The organism is Polaromonas sp. P1_G2, assembly GCF_056405515.1.
Window position 1 is genome coordinate 1 of sequence record NZ_JBFUBY010000065.1, and the last position, 16,668, is coordinate 16,668.

General features: G+C 66.1%; 14 protein-coding genes. 8 read left to right on the forward strand and 6 right to left on the reverse strand.

Annotated elements, in window-relative coordinates:
• On the forward strand, positions 1 to 684 hold a 684-nt coding region (locus AC1D0P_RS09140; protein WP_477676444.1), incomplete at its 5' end, for an SDR family oxidoreductase.
• 71 nt (positions 685 to 755) lie between these two features.
• Here AC1D0P_RS09140 and AC1D0P_RS09145 read toward each other — a convergent pair.
• A complete protein-coding gene (locus AC1D0P_RS09145; protein WP_477676445.1) occupies positions 756 to 1,844 on the reverse strand; it encodes an asparaginase in 1,089 nt (362 codons plus the stop codon).
• Between the two features lie 237 nt (positions 1,845 to 2,081).
• Here AC1D0P_RS09145 and AC1D0P_RS09150 point away from each other — a divergent pair, with 237 nt between their 5' ends.
• On the forward strand, positions 2,082 to 2,987 hold the full coding sequence (locus AC1D0P_RS09150; protein ID WP_477676446.1) for a LysR family transcriptional regulator: 906 nt from the start codon (positions 2,082 to 2,084) through the stop codon (positions 2,985 to 2,987).
• A 133-nt stretch (positions 2,988 to 3,120) separates the two neighbouring features.
• On the opposite strand, the gene lnt is transcribed toward AC1D0P_RS09150, so the two are convergent.
• The 3 genes from lnt to AC1D0P_RS09165 form a co-directional block, all read right to left on the reverse strand.
• Complete coding sequence (gene lnt / locus AC1D0P_RS09155) at positions 3,121 to 4,755, reverse strand: apolipoprotein N-acyltransferase (protein WP_477676447.1); 1,635 nt, start codon at positions 4,753 to 4,755, stop codon at positions 3,121 to 3,123.
• Positions 4,756 to 4,787: 32 nt separating this feature from the next.
• The gene (locus tag AC1D0P_RS09160) at positions 4,788 to 5,570 is read right to left on the reverse strand and encodes an HlyC/CorC family transporter (protein WP_007867288.1); all 783 of its coding nucleotides are present in this window, start codon (positions 5,568 to 5,570) and stop codon (positions 4,788 to 4,790) included.
• 278 nt (positions 5,571 to 5,848) lie between these two features.
• Positions 5,849 to 7,417: a B12-binding domain-containing radical SAM protein gene (locus AC1D0P_RS09165; RefSeq protein ID WP_477676448.1), complete on the reverse strand. Its 1,569-nt coding sequence runs from the start codon at positions 7,415 to 7,417 to the stop codon at positions 5,849 to 5,851.
• A 114-nt stretch (positions 7,418 to 7,531) separates the two neighbouring features.
• Between AC1D0P_RS09165 and AC1D0P_RS09170 the strand changes: the two genes are divergently transcribed.
• The 5 genes from AC1D0P_RS09170 to AC1D0P_RS09190 all read left to right on the forward strand — a co-directional run bounded on the left by AC1D0P_RS09170 (position 7,532) and on the right by AC1D0P_RS09190 (position 13,241).
• Positions 7,532 to 9,715 (forward strand): protein-disulfide reductase DsbD family protein, encoded by a 2,184-nt coding sequence (locus tag AC1D0P_RS09170; protein WP_477676449.1) that lies wholly within the window; start codon positions 7,532 to 7,534, stop codon positions 9,713 to 9,715.
• A 33-nt stretch (positions 9,716 to 9,748) separates the two neighbouring features.
• A complete protein-coding gene (locus AC1D0P_RS09175) occupies positions 9,749 to 10,414 on the forward strand; it encodes a thioredoxin family protein (RefSeq protein ID WP_477676450.1) in 666 nt (221 codons plus the stop codon).
• Positions 10,415 to 10,436: 22 nt separating this feature from the next.
• On the forward strand, positions 10,437 to 10,901 hold the full coding sequence (locus AC1D0P_RS09180) for a CoA-binding protein (RefSeq protein WP_477676451.1): 465 nt from the start codon (positions 10,437 to 10,439) through the stop codon (positions 10,899 to 10,901).
• A 77-nt stretch (positions 10,902 to 10,978) separates the two neighbouring features.
• Positions 10,979 to 11,761 carry a hypothetical protein gene (locus AC1D0P_RS09185; RefSeq protein WP_477676452.1) on the forward strand — a complete coding sequence of 261 codons (783 nt, stop codon included), beginning with the start codon at positions 10,979 to 10,981 and terminating at the stop codon, positions 11,759 to 11,761.
• 166 nt (positions 11,762 to 11,927) lie between these two features.
• On the forward strand, positions 11,928 to 13,241 hold the full coding sequence (locus AC1D0P_RS09190) for a class I SAM-dependent methyltransferase (RefSeq protein WP_477676453.1): 1,314 nt from the start codon (positions 11,928 to 11,930) through the stop codon (positions 13,239 to 13,241).
• 8 nt (positions 13,242 to 13,249) lie between these two features.
• On the opposite strand, the gene AC1D0P_RS09195 is transcribed toward AC1D0P_RS09190, so the two are convergent.
• Entirely contained in the window at positions 13,250 to 13,546 is a 297-nt protein-coding gene (locus tag AC1D0P_RS09195; RefSeq protein WP_477655070.1) for a hypothetical protein, read from the reverse strand.
• A gap of 256 nt (positions 13,547 to 13,802) precedes the next feature.
• Here AC1D0P_RS09195 and AC1D0P_RS09200 point away from each other — a divergent pair, with 256 nt between their 5' ends.
• The gene (locus AC1D0P_RS09200) at positions 13,803 to 16,313 is read left to right on the forward strand and encodes an EAL domain-containing protein (RefSeq protein WP_477676454.1); all 2,511 of its coding nucleotides are present in this window, start codon (positions 13,803 to 13,805) and stop codon (positions 16,311 to 16,313) included.
• On the opposite strand, the gene AC1D0P_RS09205 is transcribed toward AC1D0P_RS09200, so the two are convergent.
• Positions 16,251 to 16,655 (reverse strand): aminoacyl-tRNA synthetase, encoded by a 405-nt coding sequence (locus AC1D0P_RS09205; protein ID WP_477676455.1) that lies wholly within the window; start codon positions 16,653 to 16,655, stop codon positions 16,251 to 16,253. The two genes, AC1D0P_RS09200 and AC1D0P_RS09205, sit on opposite strands and share 63 nt — an antisense overlap.
• Positions 16,656 to 16,668: the final 13 nt, after the last annotated feature.

Sequence of the window (16,668 nt, forward strand, 5' to 3'; positions counted from 1 at the left end):
GCGCTGCAATTCGCCGCCCAGGGCGCCCGCGTCATCATCACCGGCCGCGACCAGGCTTCGCTGGACAAGGCCAAAGCCCAGTTGGGCATAGGCGCCATCGCCCTGCGCAACGACGCAGGCGCCAGCGGTTCGGCCAAGGCATTGGCCGGCGCTCTGGCCGCCGAAGGCATCACGCTGGACGCGGTCTTCATCAATGCCGGCCTTGCCAAATTCGCGCCACTGGAAAGCGTGGACGAAGCACTCTGGGACGAGACCTTCAACGTCAACGTGAAGGGCGCCTACTTCGCGATCCAGGCACTGTCGCCGCTGCTGAACAAGGGGGCGGCCGTCATCCTGAACGGCTCCATCAACGCCCACATCGGCATGCCCAACTCCAGCGTCTATGCCGCCAGCAAGGCCGCGCTGATTTCGCTGGCCAAGACGCTGTCGGGCGAACTGGTGGCACGCGGCATCCGCGTCAACGTGGTGAGCCCCGGCCCTGTCACGACGCCGCTGTACGGCAAGCTGGGCGTGCCCGCCGACCAGCTGGATGCGCTGGCCRCCGGCATCCAGGCGCAGGTGCCGGTCAAGCGCTTCGGCACGCCCGACGAAGTGGCCAGCGCCGTGGTCTACCTGTCGTCGCCGGAAGCCGCGTTTATCGTGGGAACGGAACTGATCGTGGACGGCGGCATGAGTCAACTCTAAGCCTTCTCCGCGCAAATGAAAAAGGGCAATGCCGTTGCCGGCACCGCCCTTTTTCTCTATGCCACGAGGGCTCAGTACTGCCAGAAGATGCGCTGCAATTCCTTGCTGTCCACGTTCTTCGTCAGGGCCACGGCCGCCAGGATGCGGGCCTTTTGCGGGTTCAGGTCATGCGCGACCACCCAGTCGTATTTGTCATCAGGCTGCTCGGCGTTGCGCAGCACAAAGCCCGCGGGCACACGCGAGGAACGCACGACCTGCACGCCCTTGGCGCGGACTTCCTGCAGCGCGGGAACCACGCGGTCGGCGACCGAGCCGTTGCCGGTGCCGGCGTGGATCAGGGCCTTGATGCCGGACTTGCCGACGGCATCGACTGCGGCGCGCGGCACGTTACCGTAACCGTAGACGATGTCGACCGGCGCGAGCGCCTCGAATTCATCGATGTTGAATTCGGACTGGGCGGTGTGGCGTTTCACAGGTGCGCGGAACCAGTAATTCTGGCCTTCTACCACCATGCCCAGCGGGCCCCACTGGCTCTTGAAGGCTTCGGTCTTGATGTTGATGGTTTTGGCGACGTCGCGACCGCTCTGGATCTCGTCGTTCATGGTCACCAGCACGCCCTTGCCGACCGCATCCTTGCTGGCGGCAACGCTCACCGCGTCAAACAGGTTCAGCGCGCCGTCGGCCGACAGCGCCGTGCCCGGACGCATCGAACCCACCACCACGATGGGCTTGCTGGTGCGGATCACGAGGTTCAGGAAGTAGGCGGTCTCTTCCAGCGTGTCGGTGCCGTGGGTGACGACGATGCCGTCCACGTCGGCCTGCTTGACCAGCGCCGAGATGCGCTTGCCCAGCTTCATGAGGTTGTCGTTGGTAAAACTCTCGGAAGCGATCTGCGAGACCTGCTCGCCCTTGACGTTGGCCACATTGGCCAGCTCGGGCAGGCCGGCCAGCAGCTTGTCGACCGGCACTTTGGCGGCGGCGTAGGTGGCGCTGTTCAGGGCCGAGGCGCCGGCGCCGGCGATGGTGCCGCCGGTGGCCAGGATGACGACGTTGGGCTTGCCGGCCGTTTGCGCCAGCACGGAGGCTGGTACGCCCAGCGCGGTGAAGGCGGCGATGCCGAGCCCGGCGCCTATTTTGAGGAGGGTGGAGGTGATTTGCATGAGGTATTCCAGGAAAGGTGAAATTGTTCTGCCGGACCGCGGCACGCGCAGGACACCCCGTGAAGAGTGGCTTGCGCAGGGCCCGCGCCCCGATGTCTCCTCCGGCGCCAGGGCCAAAGGTGGCTCATCGTAGCCACGCCGCCGGGATGCGGCGATGCATAATGTAACGAGGGGTGTGACTAAAACTCACACCCTCCGGCAGCAGGCCTTCTTGCCGCGCCGTCACCCGGCAGAACGATGAACCTCAGGCAACTTGAAGTCTTCCAGGCCGTCATGCAGACGGGCAATATGAGCGCCGCCGCGCGGTTGATCTGCATCACGCCATCGGCCGTCAGCAAGACCATTGCCCACACCGAACTGCAGCTGGGCTACAAGCTGTTCACGCGTGGCAAGGGCACGCTGGCGCCCACGCCGGAAGCGCGTGTGCTGTTCGAAGAATCCACCCTGATCCACCAGAAGCTGGATGGGCTCAAGCGCATCGCCGTGAACCTGCGGCAGGCGGCCGACGGCCAGGTGCGGCTGGCGGCCATCCCATCCATCAGCCACGAATTTTTACCCCTGGTGCTGGAGCGCCACATGGCGCGGCACCCGCGCGTGCGCATCGAGGTGCGCACCCTGCACCAGGACCAGATGGTGCAGGCCCTGCTGACCCGCGGCGTCGACTTCGCGCTGGGTTTTTACGAGCACCCGCATCCGTTGCTGACCAGCACCACGCTGGTGAGCGGGCCGCTCTACCTGGCGGTCACGCGGGATATCTGGCAGCGCGCCGTGCGGGCGCGGCGGCAGAACCCCATGTCTTTCCTGGCCAGCATGCCGCTGATACGCCTGGTGGGTGAAGACCCGATGTGCCAGTCCATCGACGAACTGGCCCGCCACCTGGGCCTGAGCGCCCCGGCCGGCCTGCAGGTGCAGACCTCGCGGCTGGCGCTGGAACTGGTCAAGCGCGGCATGGGCTGGACGGTGGTGGATTTCCTCACGGCCAGCAACCTGGACCCGGCCTCGCTGACGGCGGTGCCGCTGCATGACTTCGCCCATGCGCCGCTGCAGATGTATTTCGCCACGAGCACGCCGCCGGGGCAGGATGCGCTGCGCATGCTGGAAATGCTGCCGGATCTACTCCACGGCGTGATGGCGGCGCGGTAGAGCCGCTCACAAAACCCTCCTGGCGTTGTTGCGCCGGCCTTGCCGTGCTGTAGCACTGTCTGCGGCGACGCGCCTAGCCAGGACCGCTTCGCTGGGCTTTGTGAACGGCTCTCTGCGCCGCAACAACTCAGCTTCAGCGGCGGCGGAACAGCAGCGCCAGAACCGCGATACCCAACCCCAGCCCCCACAGCGGCCACATCCCSTAGCGCGACACCCAGGCGGCATAGGGCGTGATGCCGTTGCGGCCCTCGACCTCGCCGACCAGTGCGCCGCGCGTGTGGCGCTCCAGCGAGTAGGTGACCTTGCCGGTGTGGTCGATGATGACGGTGGCACCGGTGTTGGTGGCGCGGATCATGGGGCGGCTGAATTCGAGCGCGCGCATGCGCGAGATCTGCAGGTGCTGGTCTATGGCCACGGTGTTGCCGAACCAGGCGATGTTGCTGACGTTGACAAAAATCGTGGGCGCCAGCGCCGGGTCGGCAAAACGCGCGCCCAGTTCTTCGCCGAACAAATCCTCGTAACAGATGTTGGGCGCCAGCCGCTGGCCTTTCCATTCAAAGGAAGCCTGGCCGACCGCGCCGCGGTTGAAGTCGCCCAGCGGGATGCGCATCATGTTGATGAACCAGCGAAAGCCCGGCGGAACGAATTCACCAAAAGGCACCAGGTGGTGTTTGTCAAAGCGGTAGGGCTCGGGCTGCCCGGGCTTGAAGCCGACCACCGAGTTGGCATAGCCGGCCTGCGGGCTGCCCACGGGGATGCCCACCAGCGCCGCTTGCTGGCCGGTGGCAAAGCGCGACTGCAGCGCCCGCCAGTAGCCTTCGGGCAACTGCATGGGCAGCAGGGGAATGGCGGTTTCGGGCGCCACCACCAGCGGCGTCTTCACATCGCGCAGCTGCTGGCCGTACCAGTTCAGCGCGGTGGCCACGCCGGTGCCGCTCTGGAATTTTTCGTTCTGCGGGATATTGCCCTGCAGCAGCGTGACCTGCAGCGGCTCCCCGGCCGCGGTGGAGCCCGCCTCCCCCGGCAGGGCGCTTTGCACCGGCAGGTAGGACAGGACGAAGCAAGCCACCACGATGGCAATCGCGGTCGCCCACTGCATGCGGGAGGCACGCATGGCCATGGCCAGCCAGGCGGCGGCCAGCGCCGCCAGAAAGGTGATGCCGTGCACGCCCACCAGGGCGGCCAGCGGCCTGGCCCAGCCGTCCACATGGGCGTAGCCGCCCTCACCCCACGGAAAACCGGTGAAAAATTCGACGCGGGCCAGTTCGGCCAGCAGCCACAGCGCGGCGAACACCCCGGCGCGCGGCAGCTTGCGGCGCGGCRCCAGACGCACAAACAGCGCGCCCGCCGCCGCGTAGTACAGCGACAAAAAGGCCGCGAGCAGCACCACGGCCAGCACCGTCAGCGGCGCGGCCAGCCCGCCGTAGTAGTGCATGGAAATGAACAGCCACCAGAAAGTGCTGCACAGCATGGCCGTTCCGAAGGCGACGCCCAGCCAGGCGGCGCGCTTCAAGGAGCGGCAGCTGTCGATCTGCGCGGCGAACAGGAACATCGCCAGCAACTGCATGCCCCCCAGAGGTTGACCCTGCACGAAGGCGAAATCAAACGGCCAGGCCATGCTGGCGGCATGCAGGCAACCGGCAATCAGGACCATGGCCAGCTGGAAGGGGGAGAAGCCCTTGCGCGGCGGCAGGTTGCGCGCGTGCTCAAGCAAGGCGGGCAAGGTCGGCAGGTGGGACATCATGCTGTGAATCGAGTCCCGTGCCATATATTGCCCTCTTTACTTTATTGTGTGTGTCGTCAGACGCCGGCGGAGACCGGCGATACCTTGAACCAGCGCACCGCGCCACCCTTGGTGTGCAGCACCGTGAATTGCAGCCCCGCCAGCGCGTAGTGTTCGCCGCGCTTGGGCACATGGCCCATCTCGTGCGCCACCAGGCCGCCTATGGTGTCGAAGTCGGTTTCGGGCAGCGTCACGCCGAAAGCCTCGTTGACGCGCTCTATCGAGGTGTCGCCGCTGACGCGGTAGGTGTGGTCGGTCAGGCCGAAGATGTCGCCGTCGTCCTCGGCGATGTCGAATTCGTCCTCGATCTCGCCGACGATCTGTTCGAGCACGTCTTCAATCGTGATGAGGCCGGCGACGCGGCCGAACTCGTCGATCACGATGGCCAGGTGGTTGCGGTTGCCGCGGAATTCGCGCAGCAGGTCGTTCAGGCCCTTGCTTTCGGGCACGAAGACGGCGGGACGCAGCAGGGCCTTGATGTTGAGTTCGGGCGCGCGCTGCAGCTTGAGCAAATCCTTGGCCATCAGGATGCCGAGGATGTTTTCCTTTTCGCCCTCGTAGACGGGAAAGCGCGAGTGGGCGGTGTCTATCACCAGGTGCAGCAGCTCGTCGAAGGGCGCGTCGATGTTGATCACGTCCATGCGCGGCGCGGCCACCATGACGTCGCCGGCCGTCATGTCGGCCATGCGGATCACGCCCTCGAGCATTTCACGGCTCTGGGCGCCAATAACGTCATTGTCCTGGGCCTCCACCAGGGTTTCGATCAACTCGTCTTTCGAGTCGGGACCGGGGTGGAGCATTTCAGCGAGCTTTTGCAGAAAACCTCGCTTGTCTTCCGGCCTGGAAGACCGACTGGGGGGAACGTCGGACACGTGATGGCGGTCGGTAGTTGTGAAGGGGCTAAGGATAGCTGAAATCTTTGACACTGAGGGGGATGGGATACGAGGGACCGGATTTAAAAGCATTTTCCGCGCCAGCCTATCGCATCTGGGCTTCCTCAGCTATTGATTTGATAGCGAGTCGGTGCTTTTCCGGGCCCGACGAAACCTTTGGTTGTATTGGGCGGCCCGCACAAAGCTCAGGCTGCGGCGGCAGCCTTGCGAATCTCCTGGCTCACATGCCGTCCCTGCCGCTCGGCGCCCTGTCGTCCGGTCCGCAAGGGCGCCGCGGCCCGCACCGCCCCCAAAGCCCCGGCCAGGCATTGCGGCCGCCCGCGCGCGCCACTGGCCAGGTAATCCGCGAGCAGCGCATCGCGAACCTCTTTCCCGGCCAGGTCGCGCACCTCCGTGAGGTGGTCAAACAGCAGGTCCACGAGTTTCTCCAGCGCGAATTCATGCGTCTTGGCCGTGGTCGCCCACAGCCAGTCGCTGAAGCGCAGGAAGTTTCCGAAAGCCGAGCCCGGCGCCAGCAGCAGCTGGAGCGCCCGCGCGAAGCGGCCGGAGTTCGCGACCATCTCCCAGTAGCGCGCAAAACGGTTGATGCGCTGCATGGTGGCGAAATCGATCGTGGAGTTCTGCAAGATGGTGTACGGCGTCTGCGGGTCGTAGGCCATGGCGAAGGCCTCGGTGTGCCGCGTGATCGGCGTGCCGCGCAGGCGCTTCAGGATGCCGAACTGGATTTCATGCGGCGCCAGTTCATGCAGGCGGTCAAAGCCCTGGGCAAAACTTTCCAGGGTTTCGCCGGGCAGGCCGAAGATCAGGTCGGCGTGCACATGGGCCCGGCTTTCGTTCACCAGCCAGCGCAGGTTGTCGACGGTCTTGCCGTTGTCCTGCTTGCGCGAGATGCGCTGCTGCACCTCGGGGTTGAAGCTCTGGATGCCGACTTCAAACTGCAGTGAGCCCGCCGGGAACTGCGCAATCAGGGCCTTCAGGCGCTCGGGCAGGCTGTCGGGCACGACCTCAAAATGCACAAACAGCTCAGGCGCCATCCGGTCCAGGAAAAACTGCAGGATGCGCACCGAGTTCTCGACCTTGAGGTTGAAGGTGCGGTCGACAAACTTGAAGTTGCGCGCGCCGCGCTGGTACAGCGCGTCCATCTCCGCCATGAACAGGTCGAGGTCGAAAGCCCAGGCGGTCTTGTCCAGCGAGCTCAGGCAGAACTCGCACTTGAAGGGGCAGCCACGCGAGGCTTCGACGTAGAGCAGGCGCTTGGCCAGGTCTTCGGCGGTGTAGTCGCCATAAGGCAGGGCCAGCACCTCCAGCGGCGGCTGTTCGCCGGCGATCACCTTCATGAGCGGCTGGGGGCCGTCAAGCAGCGCGCGGCAGAGCTTGGGAAAACTCACGTCGCCCCAGCCGGTGACCACGTGGTCGGCCAGGCGGCAGATCTCCTGTTCGCCGGTCTCGTAGCTGACCTCGGGCCCGCCCAGCACGATCTTGATGCCGGGCCGCAAGGCCTTGAGCAGGCGCACCACCTGGGTGGTCTCGACCACGTTCCATATATAGATACCCAGGCCTATCACCTCGGGCTGCAGCGCCAGCAGCTCTTCGACGATCTGGGTGGGCCGCTGCTGGATCACGAATTCGCGTAGCTGCGTGGCTTCGCGAAGGCCTGGCCCGCCGTGTTTGTCCATATTCGCCAGCAGGTAGCGCAGGCCCAGCGAGGCGTGGATGTACTTCGCGTTGAGGGTGGCCAGGACAATACGGGGCATGACCCTATTATCGGAGTTGGCTCCCAAAACGGCTGTAATCACCTGGCCGGCAGTCGGATCCAGCGCCACCCGCCCCAGGAACTAATGCCCCCACCGCCCGCTCACACTCCCACCATGCATTTMAAGCGCCCTCTGTTCGCCGCCCTTGCCGCTACGCTTTTGATAGCTATTGGCGCAATACCCATGGTGGCCGGCGCCCAGAATGCGCCCTTGAACCTGCCCGGAAAAAGCAGCCGCGGCGCGGCCGCCAGCGTGGTCACGACCGACCAGGTGCGCGCCGAACTGCTGGCCTGGGCGCCCGAGGGCGTGGAGCCCGGCAAGCCGGTCTGGGTGGGCCTGCAGCTCACGCACCAGCCCGAGTGGCACACCTACTGGAAGAATTCGGGCGACTCGGGACTGCCCACGCAGCTCGACTGGCAGTTGCCGGCCGGCATCGATGCCGGCGAGATCGCCTGGCCGACCCCGAAAAAAATCCCCATCGGCACACTGGCCAACTACGGCTACGAAAAAACCGTGCTGCTGCCCGTGCCGCTGACGGTCGCGCCCGGCTTTGCCGGCAGCCAGCTTGAGGTGAAGCTCAAGGCGGCCTGGCTGGTGTGCCGCAAGGAATGCATCCCGCAGGAGGGCGACTTCGCGCTGAGCATCCCGGTGCGCAGCTCGACCGCCGCCAGCAGCCAGCTGTTCAAGGACACTTTTGCCGCCACGCCCAAGGCGCTGCCCGCCGGCGCCAGCCAGGTGGAAGTCGGCGGCGGCAAGGCCATCAGGATTTCCCTGGCCGGCCTGCCCGCCACGCTGCAGGGCAAGACGCTGGCGCTGTACCCCGAGACCGGCAGCGTGATCGAACCCGCGGCCGCCTGGCAGCAAGCCTGGCAAGGTGCGGTGTGGACGGCCGAAGTGCCGCTGTCCGGCCAGCGCACCGAAAGCCCGGCCAGCATGCCGCTGGTGGTGGCCCTCGAGAATGCCGCCTACCGCATAGACGCGCCGGTCAAAGGCAGCTGGCCCGCACCGGCCGCCGCCGCCGTGGTGCCGCCCGCGCTCGAAGCGGCGCTGCGCGCCAATGCCTCGGCGGGCGCCACGCCGTTGCAAACCAGCGCGGCGCCCGTGGGCCTGATCGCCGCACTGCTGGGCGCCCTGCTCGGCGGGCTGGTGCTCAACCTCATGCCCTGCGTGTTCCCGGTGCTGGCCATCAAGGTCGTGGGCTTTGTGCAGGTGAAGGACTCCGCCACGCGCCTGACGACCGGCCTGGCCTATACCGTGGGCGTGGTGCTGTCCTTCCTGGCGCTGGGCGCGCTGCTGCTGGGCCTGCGTGCCGCGGGCGAGCAATTGGGCTGGGGCTTTCAGCTGCAGAACCCGGCCGTGGTCGCGCTGATGGCGGCCTTGTTCACGCTGCTGGGCCTGAACCTCGCGGGCCTGTTTGAATTCGGCAACCTGCTGCCCGGCCGGCTCGCGGGCTGGCAGGCCAAGAACCCCACCGTCAATGCGTTTTTGTCGGGCGTCCTGGCCACGGCCATCGCCTCGCCCTGCACCGCGCCTTTCATGGGCGCCTCACTCGGTTATGCCGTGGGCTTGCCGGCCTTCGAAGCGCTGGCGATTTTCGCGGCCCTGGGCGTGGGCATGGCCCTGCCTTATCTTGCGGCCAGTGCCATCCCCGCCGTCGCGCGCGCGCTGCCGCGCCCCGGCCCCTGGATGCTGACCTTCAAGCAGCTGATGGCCTTCCCGATGTTCGCCACCGTGGCCTGGCTGGTCTGGGTGCTGGGCCAGCAAAGCGGGGTGGACGGCGCGGGCGCATTGCTGGCCTTGCTGGTGCTGATGGCGCTGGTGATCTGGGCCTTCACGCTGCGCGGCACGGCGCGCACCTTGCTCGCGGCTTTTTCCCTTGCGCTGGGCGCATGGGGCCTGTGGTCCGTGGGCCCGAACATCACCCGGCCGGTGGCCGCCGCGTCGGCCGCACCGGTCGCCGGCGGCTGGCAGGCCTGGGAGCCGGGCCGGGTTGACCAGCTCGCCGCGCAAGGGCAAAGTGTGTTCGTGGATTTCACCGCCGCCTGGTGCGTGACCTGCCAGTACAACAAGAAGACCACGCTGTCGAATGCCGCGGTGCTGGCCGACATCCAGGCGAAAAACGTGGCACTGCTGCGCGCCGACTGGACGCGGCGCGACCCGGCGGTGACCGCGGCGCTGGCCCAGCTGGGCCGCAACGGCGTGCCGGTCTACGTGATCTACAAGCCCGGCCGCGCGCCCGTCGTGATGTCGGAGATCCTGTCGGTGGATGAGGTGAGGACCGAGCTCGCCAAGCTGTGATGTCGTCTATTTCTTCTTGCAAGGAGTCAAGCCATGAATGATCAAGCACGCTCTGCGCGGCCACTGAACCGCCGTCTTTTTTCCGGCGCCCTGGCCACCCTGCCCTGGCTGGCCACGGCCGCGCTTTCCCCGCTTTCCGCGCAGGCCGCTTCTGCGGCCGCCGTGGGTCAGGCGGCGCCCGACTTTTCCGCCGTGGACACCTCCGGCAAGACGCATCGCCTGGCCGACTACAAAGGCAAGCTGGTGGTGCTGGAATGGACCAACCCGGGCTGCCCTTTTGTGCGCAAGCACTACAGCGGCAACATGCAGAGCCTGCAAAAAGAATTCACCGCCAAGGGCGTGGTGTGGCTGGCCGTCAATTCCACCGAAGCCGGCAGCGGCGACTACCTGGCGCCCGCCAGGCTCGCCGGCTGGATGACCGAGAAACAGGGCCAGCCCAGCGCCACGCTGATGGACGAATCGGGCCAGCTCGGCCAGCTCTACGGCGCCAAGACCACGCCGCACATGTACATCATCAGTCCGCAAGGCCAGCTGGTCTATGCCGGCGGCATCGACAGCATTCCCTCGGCCCGCGTGGACGACATCAAGACCGCCACCAACTACGTGCGCCAGGGCCTGACGGAAGCGCTGGGCGGCAAGCCGCTGAGCGTGGCGAGCAGCCGCGCGTATGGTTGCTCGGTCAAGTACAAGGATGCGTAAACCTCTCCTGCAAAGGCCCGCCATGACTTCCCTGCCCCCCGCCGAACGCATGCCCTACATCCTGAACCACTACCGCAACATCGCGGTGGTCGGCCTGTCGCCCCATCCGCACCGCGCCAGTTTTGACGTGGCGCGCTACATGCAAGCCAACGGCTACCGCATCATCCCGGTGAACCCAAACGCCACCGAGGTGCTCGGCGAAAAAGCCTATGCCTCGCTGACCGAGGCCGCGCGCCACGAAAAAATCGAGCTGGTGAACTGCTTTCGCAACAGCGCCGACATTCCGCCCGTGGTCGACGAGGCCATCGCCATAGGCGCCAAGGCGGTCTGGATGCAACTGGGCATCAGCAACCCGGCCGCGGCGGCCAAAGCCGAGGCCGCGGGCCTGCTGGTCGTGCAGGACCACTGCATCAAGATAGACCACCGGGTGCTGCAGTCGCGCGGCCTGCTGGACACGACGGCCCACACGGGCGCGGCTTCGGCCTGAGCTTGCCTTTGCGGCATCCGGCCAAGGCCCGGGAAAGCCATGCTTGCGCGGCCGGGCGCGGCCGCTGAGAATGCGCCATGTCCCTGCGCACGGCAACCACCTTCCCTCCCACCCCTGCCGTTTCGCCTTCGCTTTTTTCCTTGCTCCGCCTTTCACTGCTGCTGGCCCTCGCGGCGCTGGCCGGTTGCGCCGGCCCGGCGCCCACGCACCGGGGTGAGGCACAGGCAGCGCCCATGGCCCCCAGCGAGGTGGGCCAGTCGGACGTGAACCGCATGGCCACACTGGGCATGCGGGACAACCTCGAAAGCCTGCTGCGCCTGGCCGACAAGCTGTACCGCCGCAACCCGGCCGAATGGCGAAAGACCAGCACCGTCAGCCGCGACGCGGCCCTGGCCCAGCTGCGCGTGGCCGTCGACACACGCACTCCCTGGCCGGAGCTGCAGGGCAGGCGCGACATCGCGGCGCTGTCGCTGGCGTTGGGCCCGGACTTCAAGGGCGACCGCGTGGCGGCCTTCATCTACGCCAGCGCCGACATGGTGGTCACGGCCCACGGCGGCAAAACCAGCTTCTACCTGACCGACAGCCTGGACGCGCAGTACATCTACAACGCCGCGCGCAACATCGAGATTGCCGTCTGGATGCTGTCGAATCGCCGCAATGCCGCGGGCCAGCCCCTGCTGCTGGCCGACGAGATCACCGAGCGTGAACGCAACCTGAGTTTCGAGCGCGAGTTCGGCAAGGTCATAGGGCGGCTGGATTTGCTGGCCTCGGTGCTGACCGAGAAATACAGGCGTGCCGTGATCACTTATGTCCAGAACCTCTTGGGCGGTACGTTCCTCCAGTTCTTGCCCGTCCGGTAAAGCAAGCACACCCCCTTCTCCGCTCACTTCGTGTAGCGGGATCCCCCCTTGCAGGGGGCGACACCTACGGCCCGGCAAAGCCGGTTCCGTGCTGTCACTTGATTGGGAGCGAGGTGAGTCTGCGGGCGGAGACAATACGTGTTTGCCGCCAATTCCGGAAGCCGCCATGCCCGACAACTACCTGCCCGAGGTCCGAAACCAGTACGAGGCCCTGCCTTACCCGCCTTGCGACCCGCAGGACGACCATAAGCGCCTGGTGCTGACCTGGCTGGAAGACCTGCCCATGATCAACCACTACTGCTTTGCCGGGAAGCAGTCCTTCCAGAAGGGCTTCCGGGCGCTGGTGGCCGGCGGCGGCACGGGCGACGCGACGATCTTCCTGGCCGAGCAGCTGCGCCACACCGATGCGCAGGTGGTGCACCTGGACATGAGCGAAGCCAGCATCGCGCTGGCCAAAGAGCGCGCGCAGATCCGCGGGCTCGGCAACATCACCTGGGTGCACGACTCACTGTTGAACCTGCCGGCGCTGGCCGCGCAGCTTGGCAAATTCGACTACATCAACTGCAGCGGCGTACTGCACCACCTGGCCGATCCCGACCTGGGCTTCAAGGCGCTCATGAGCGTGCTCAAAGAAGGCGGCGCCATCGGCCTGATGGTCTATGCCACCACGGGCCGCATCGGTGTCTACCAGATGCAGGCGCTGATGCGCATGGTCAACGGCGGCGAGACCGACGCACAGCGCAAGATCGCCAACACCCGCGACATCCTGGCCAGCCTGCCGCCCGGCAACTGGTTCAAGCGCAGCGAAGAACTGCACCACGACCACAAGGCCGGGGACGCCGGCATCTACGACTTGCTGCTGCATTCGCAGGACCGCTCGTACGGAGTCGGCGAGTTGTTCGACTGGCTGGGCGAGGGGCACGGCCTGCACCTGGCCTTCAGCGACGTGCAGCGCGGCCGCGCGCCTTACCTGCCGCACATGGTGCTGGGCAGCAAGCCGCCGGCCATGGCCGCCGCGCTGCGCAAGCTGCCGCTCAGGCAGCAGTATGAAATGGCCGAGCTGATGGGCGGCAACATCATCACGCATTCGCTGTACCTGACACGCGATGCGGCCTGCACCGCGCCTTACGGCGATGCCGACTACGTGCCTTTTTTCTACCACGAGCCCTTGACGGGCGAGATCGCGGCGCAGGTCTTCGGCAACAGCCGCGGCCAGCCCTTCATGCTCAGGCACCAGCATTCGGGTGTTTCCGTGATGGTCAACCCGGGCAAGTACGGCGCGAAGATCCTGGGCCTGATAGACGGCCGCCGCAGCTTCGGCGAGATCTTCGAGCAGTTCCGCGCGGCCTGGCAAGGCAAGGCGACAGCGCCCGACAACACCACACTGTTCGCCGACTTCGCCGAATCTTATGAGACGCTGAACGCGCTGGAGCGCCTGCTGCTCAGGCACGTTTCAGTCGACGCCTCGGCCAAAAAATAAGAGACGTCTCAGGCGGCGGAACTCCACAGGTCGGCGCTTGGTGAGGGCTGATCCGCCAGCAAATCCACGACCACCACGAGTTCGCCGCCGAAGCGGCCTATGCCCAGGCCGCTCATGAGCTTTTGCTCTTCTTCCTCCGAGGCCATGCGTACAAAGCACAGGGCCTGCTGCTTGCCGGCATGGGCAGCCGGCACGATGTTGAGCTGCGTGACCGAGCCGAAGCGGCTGCACAAGGTCCCCAAGACGGTTTGCAGGGTGGCGATATCAGGGCATTGCTGCAACTGGTCGAGTTCGAGAGGGCTCATGGGTCCTTGCCTGGAATAAAACACGGGACAACGGGGAAGCCGCACCAATAGCGTGGACGGGTGGTGCAGCATGAAGGGTGGGGCTGCGTGCTGTCGTGAGGCGCCGCAGACCTGCAGCGTAGGACAAAACCGTGCGCAGGTAAGTGACGGAACGTTTTGCAACGCTTTATCGCCAACGCTTTCAAATCTCCTGTGAAAACCGCCCCGCCATGCGTCAGCATCATTGATCGAATGTCTGAAAAGCAGGTGCTTGCCCGTGTCCGTTTCTGTTCCCTCCCTGGCGCCCGCCTTCGCGCTGCATGTGCTGCCGCATTCCGGCGCGGACCGGCTCGCCCGGCTGGCGGCCCGCGCCTGCGGCGTGCCGATCGCCATCGTCGCGGCCCTTGAAGACGGCGAAGCCGTGTTCGTCGCGGGCACCGGTTTTTCCGCGCAGGAGCGCGAAGGGCTGGTCGCGCTGTGCGGCGCCACGCTCGAGGCACCGCCGCGCCAGCCGCCGCTGCCGGCGCGCGGTGCGGCCCAGATCAGCTTTTACCGCGGCCTGCCCTTGAGCCGGGAGGACGGCACGCTGCTGGGCGTACTGGCGGTCATGGACAAAACAGCGCGCAGCCTGGGCCCCGAGCAGGAAGAGGACCTGGAGACGCTGGCCGGGCTGGCCGCCGCCCAGCTGGATGCGCGGCATGCCGGCGCGCCACAGGCTGCCCAGACCGGCGAKGACGCCCAACGCCTGGCCACGCGCCTGGGCATCACGCTGGAAAGCATCACCGAAGGCTTTTACACGCTGGACCCGCAGTGGCGCTTCAGCTACCTCAACCGCGAAGGCGCGCGCCTGCTGGGCCGGCCCTCCACGGAGTTGCTGGGCAAAAGCATCTRGAAGGAGTTCCCGGGCGCCATCAACACCTTGTTCTCCGAGCAGGTGCGCGCGGCAGTGGCGGGCAACTACCAGGTGGAGTTCGAGGCGCTGTATGCGCCACTCGACAAATGGTTCGAGATACGCGCCTACCCTTTTCCCGACGGCGTAGCGATTTACTTCCGCGACGTCAGCGAGCGGCGCAAGGCGCGCGAGCAGCTCATGCTGCTGGAGACCAGCATCTCGCGGCTCAACGACATCGTGCTCATCGCCGAGGCGGTTCCCTCGGGCCGGCCCGGGCTGCGCATCATCTTCGTCAACAACGCCTTCGAGCAGCACACGGGCTACAGCCCCGAAGAAGCGCTGGGCCATTCGCCGCGCCTGCTGTGCGGGCCGCTGACGCAGCGCAGCGAACTCGAGCGCCTGCGCAACGCCTTCCAGAAGGGCGAACCGGTGCAGGCCGAGCTCATCACCTACAAAAAGAACGGCCGGCATTTCTGGATGGAAATCGACATCGTGCCGGTGGCCGACGATGCCGGCGTGTTCGTCACGCACTGGGTGGCGGTGGGGCGCGACATCACGCGGCGCAAAGTGGCGGAAAGCGAGATCAAGCACCTGGCCTTCTACGACCCGCTGACCCAGCTGCCGAACCGCCAGCTGCTGATGGACAGGCTGGACAAGGCGTTGCTGCACAACCGCCGGCATCCGCGCGAAGGCGCGCTGATGTTCATCGACCTGGACAATTTCAAGACGCTCAACGACACCATGGGCCACCAGAAAGGCGACCTGCTGCTGCAGCAGGTGGCCAGGCGGCTGGCGGCCTGCGTGCGACAAACCGACACGGTGGCGCGCCTGGGCGGCGACGAGTTTGTGGTCATGCTGGAAGACCTGGGCCAGGACCCCGCCGAAGCCACCGTCAAGGCCGAAATCGTCAGCGGGCAGATCCTGGCCGCGCTGTGCGAGCCCTACAGCCTGGCGGGCTACCAGCACTACAGCACCTGCAGCATAGGCGTGACCGCCTTCAACCAGACCCTGAACAACATCGGCGACCTGCTCAAACAGGCCGACCTCGCGATGTACCAGGCCAAGATGGCGGGGCGCAACACGGTCTGTTTTTTTAACCCGGCCATGCAGGCCGCCGTGACCGCCAGCGCCGCGCTGCAGTCGGACCTGCGCCAGGGCCTGCGTGAGAAACAGTTCCTGCTGTATTACCAGCCGCAGGTGGGCCGCGACGGCCGCATGACGGGGGTGGAAGCGCTGCTGCGCTGGCGGCATGGGGAGCGCGGGCTGGTGCAGCCCGCGGAGTTCATCCCGGCCGCCGAAGACGCCGGGCTGATACTGCCGCTGGGCCAATGGGCGCTGGAGACGGCCTGCCGGCAGCTCGCGGCCTGGGCGCAGCGCCCCGAAACCGCGGCGCTGAGCATCGCGGTCAACGTCAGCGTGCGGCAGTTCCGCCACCCCGAGTTCGTCGACCTGGTGATGGCCGCGCTGAAAGAAACCCAGGTCAGCCCGCACAAGCTCAAGCTGGAGCTCACCGAAAGCCTGCTGGCCGAGGACATGGAAATCACCATCACCAAGATGGCCAGGCTCAAGAAAATGGGCGTGACCCTGTCGCTCGACGATTTCGGCATGGGCTATTCCTCGCTGTCCTGCCTCAAGCGCCTGCCGCTGGACCAGCTCAAGATCGACAAGTCCTTTGTGGAAGACATCCTGCGCGACCCCAATGACGCGGCCATCGCGCGCACCATCATCGGCCTGGCGCAAAGCCTGGGCCTGGGCGTGGTGGCCGAGGGCGTGGAAACCGAGGCGCAGCGCGACTTTTTGTCGCGCCACGGCTGCGACTGCTACCAGGGTTATTTATTCTGCAAGCCGCTGCCGATTGATGAGCTGGAAGCCTTTATCAAGACCTTGCCGATGTGACGCGGCCATCGGGTGCTGGCGTTGATGCTCCAGCCGGAAGATCACCTCCTTGACGATGCCGTACATTACGGCGCGGTCGCGGTTCGGGTGGTCGCTGAAGTGCACCGTGGTGGCGCCCAGGGTCGCGCCTTCGCCGTCATAGGTCACGCTGATGCCATGCGCCGTCATCAGCGGCCCGCAGGCGCGCCAGTCGCGCGTCCATTGCGGCAGGGCCTGGGCGCCGTCCCACAGCGTGCCCGCGCTTTCATAACATTCCTCGATGTGCGTGTGCCCCAGCAATTGCGCCAGGTGGCGTTCCTTGGCGATGCAGCTGCGGAAATATTCCTGGTCGTTCATGCGCATGGAAACACTCCTT

What these genes read in the sequence shown, in the direction of transcription:
- AC1D0P_RS09165 (WP_477676448.1), bottom strand. Translation starts at nt 7,417, where the DNA reads ATGCCCCGTATTGTCCTGGCCACCCTCAACGCGAAGTACATCCACGCC.
- AC1D0P_RS09195 (WP_477655070.1), bottom strand. Translation starts at nt 13,546, where the DNA reads ATGAGCCCTCTCGAACTCGACCAGTTGCAGCAATGCCCTGATATCGCC.
- AC1D0P_RS09145 (WP_477676445.1), bottom strand. Translation starts at nt 1,844, where the DNA reads ATGCAAATCACCTCCACCCTCCTCAAAATAGGCGCCGGGCTCGGCATC.
- AC1D0P_RS09190 (WP_477676453.1), top strand. Translation starts at nt 11,928, where the DNA reads ATGCCCGACAACTACCTGCCCGAGGTCCGAAACCAGTACGAGGCCCTG.
- AC1D0P_RS09180 (WP_477676451.1), top strand. Translation starts at nt 10,437, where the DNA reads ATGACTTCCCTGCCCCCCGCCGAACGCATGCCCTACATCCTGAACCAC.
- AC1D0P_RS09150 (WP_477676446.1), top strand. Translation starts at nt 2,082, where the DNA reads ATGAACCTCAGGCAACTTGAAGTCTTCCAGGCCGTCATGCAGACGGGC.
- AC1D0P_RS09205 (WP_477676455.1), bottom strand. Translation starts at nt 16,655, where the DNA reads ATGCGCATGAACGACCAGGAATATTTCCGCAGCTGCATCGCCAAGGAA.
- AC1D0P_RS09185 (WP_477676452.1), top strand. Translation starts at nt 10,979, where the DNA reads ATGTCCCTGCGCACGGCAACCACCTTCCCTCCCACCCCTGCCGTTTCG.
- AC1D0P_RS09160 (WP_007867288.1), bottom strand. Translation starts at nt 5,570, where the DNA reads ATGCTCCACCCCGGTCCCGACTCGAAAGACGAGTTGATCGAAACCCTG.
- AC1D0P_RS09175 (WP_477676450.1), top strand. Translation starts at nt 9,749, where the DNA reads ATGAATGATCAAGCACGCTCTGCGCGGCCACTGAACCGCCGTCTTTTT.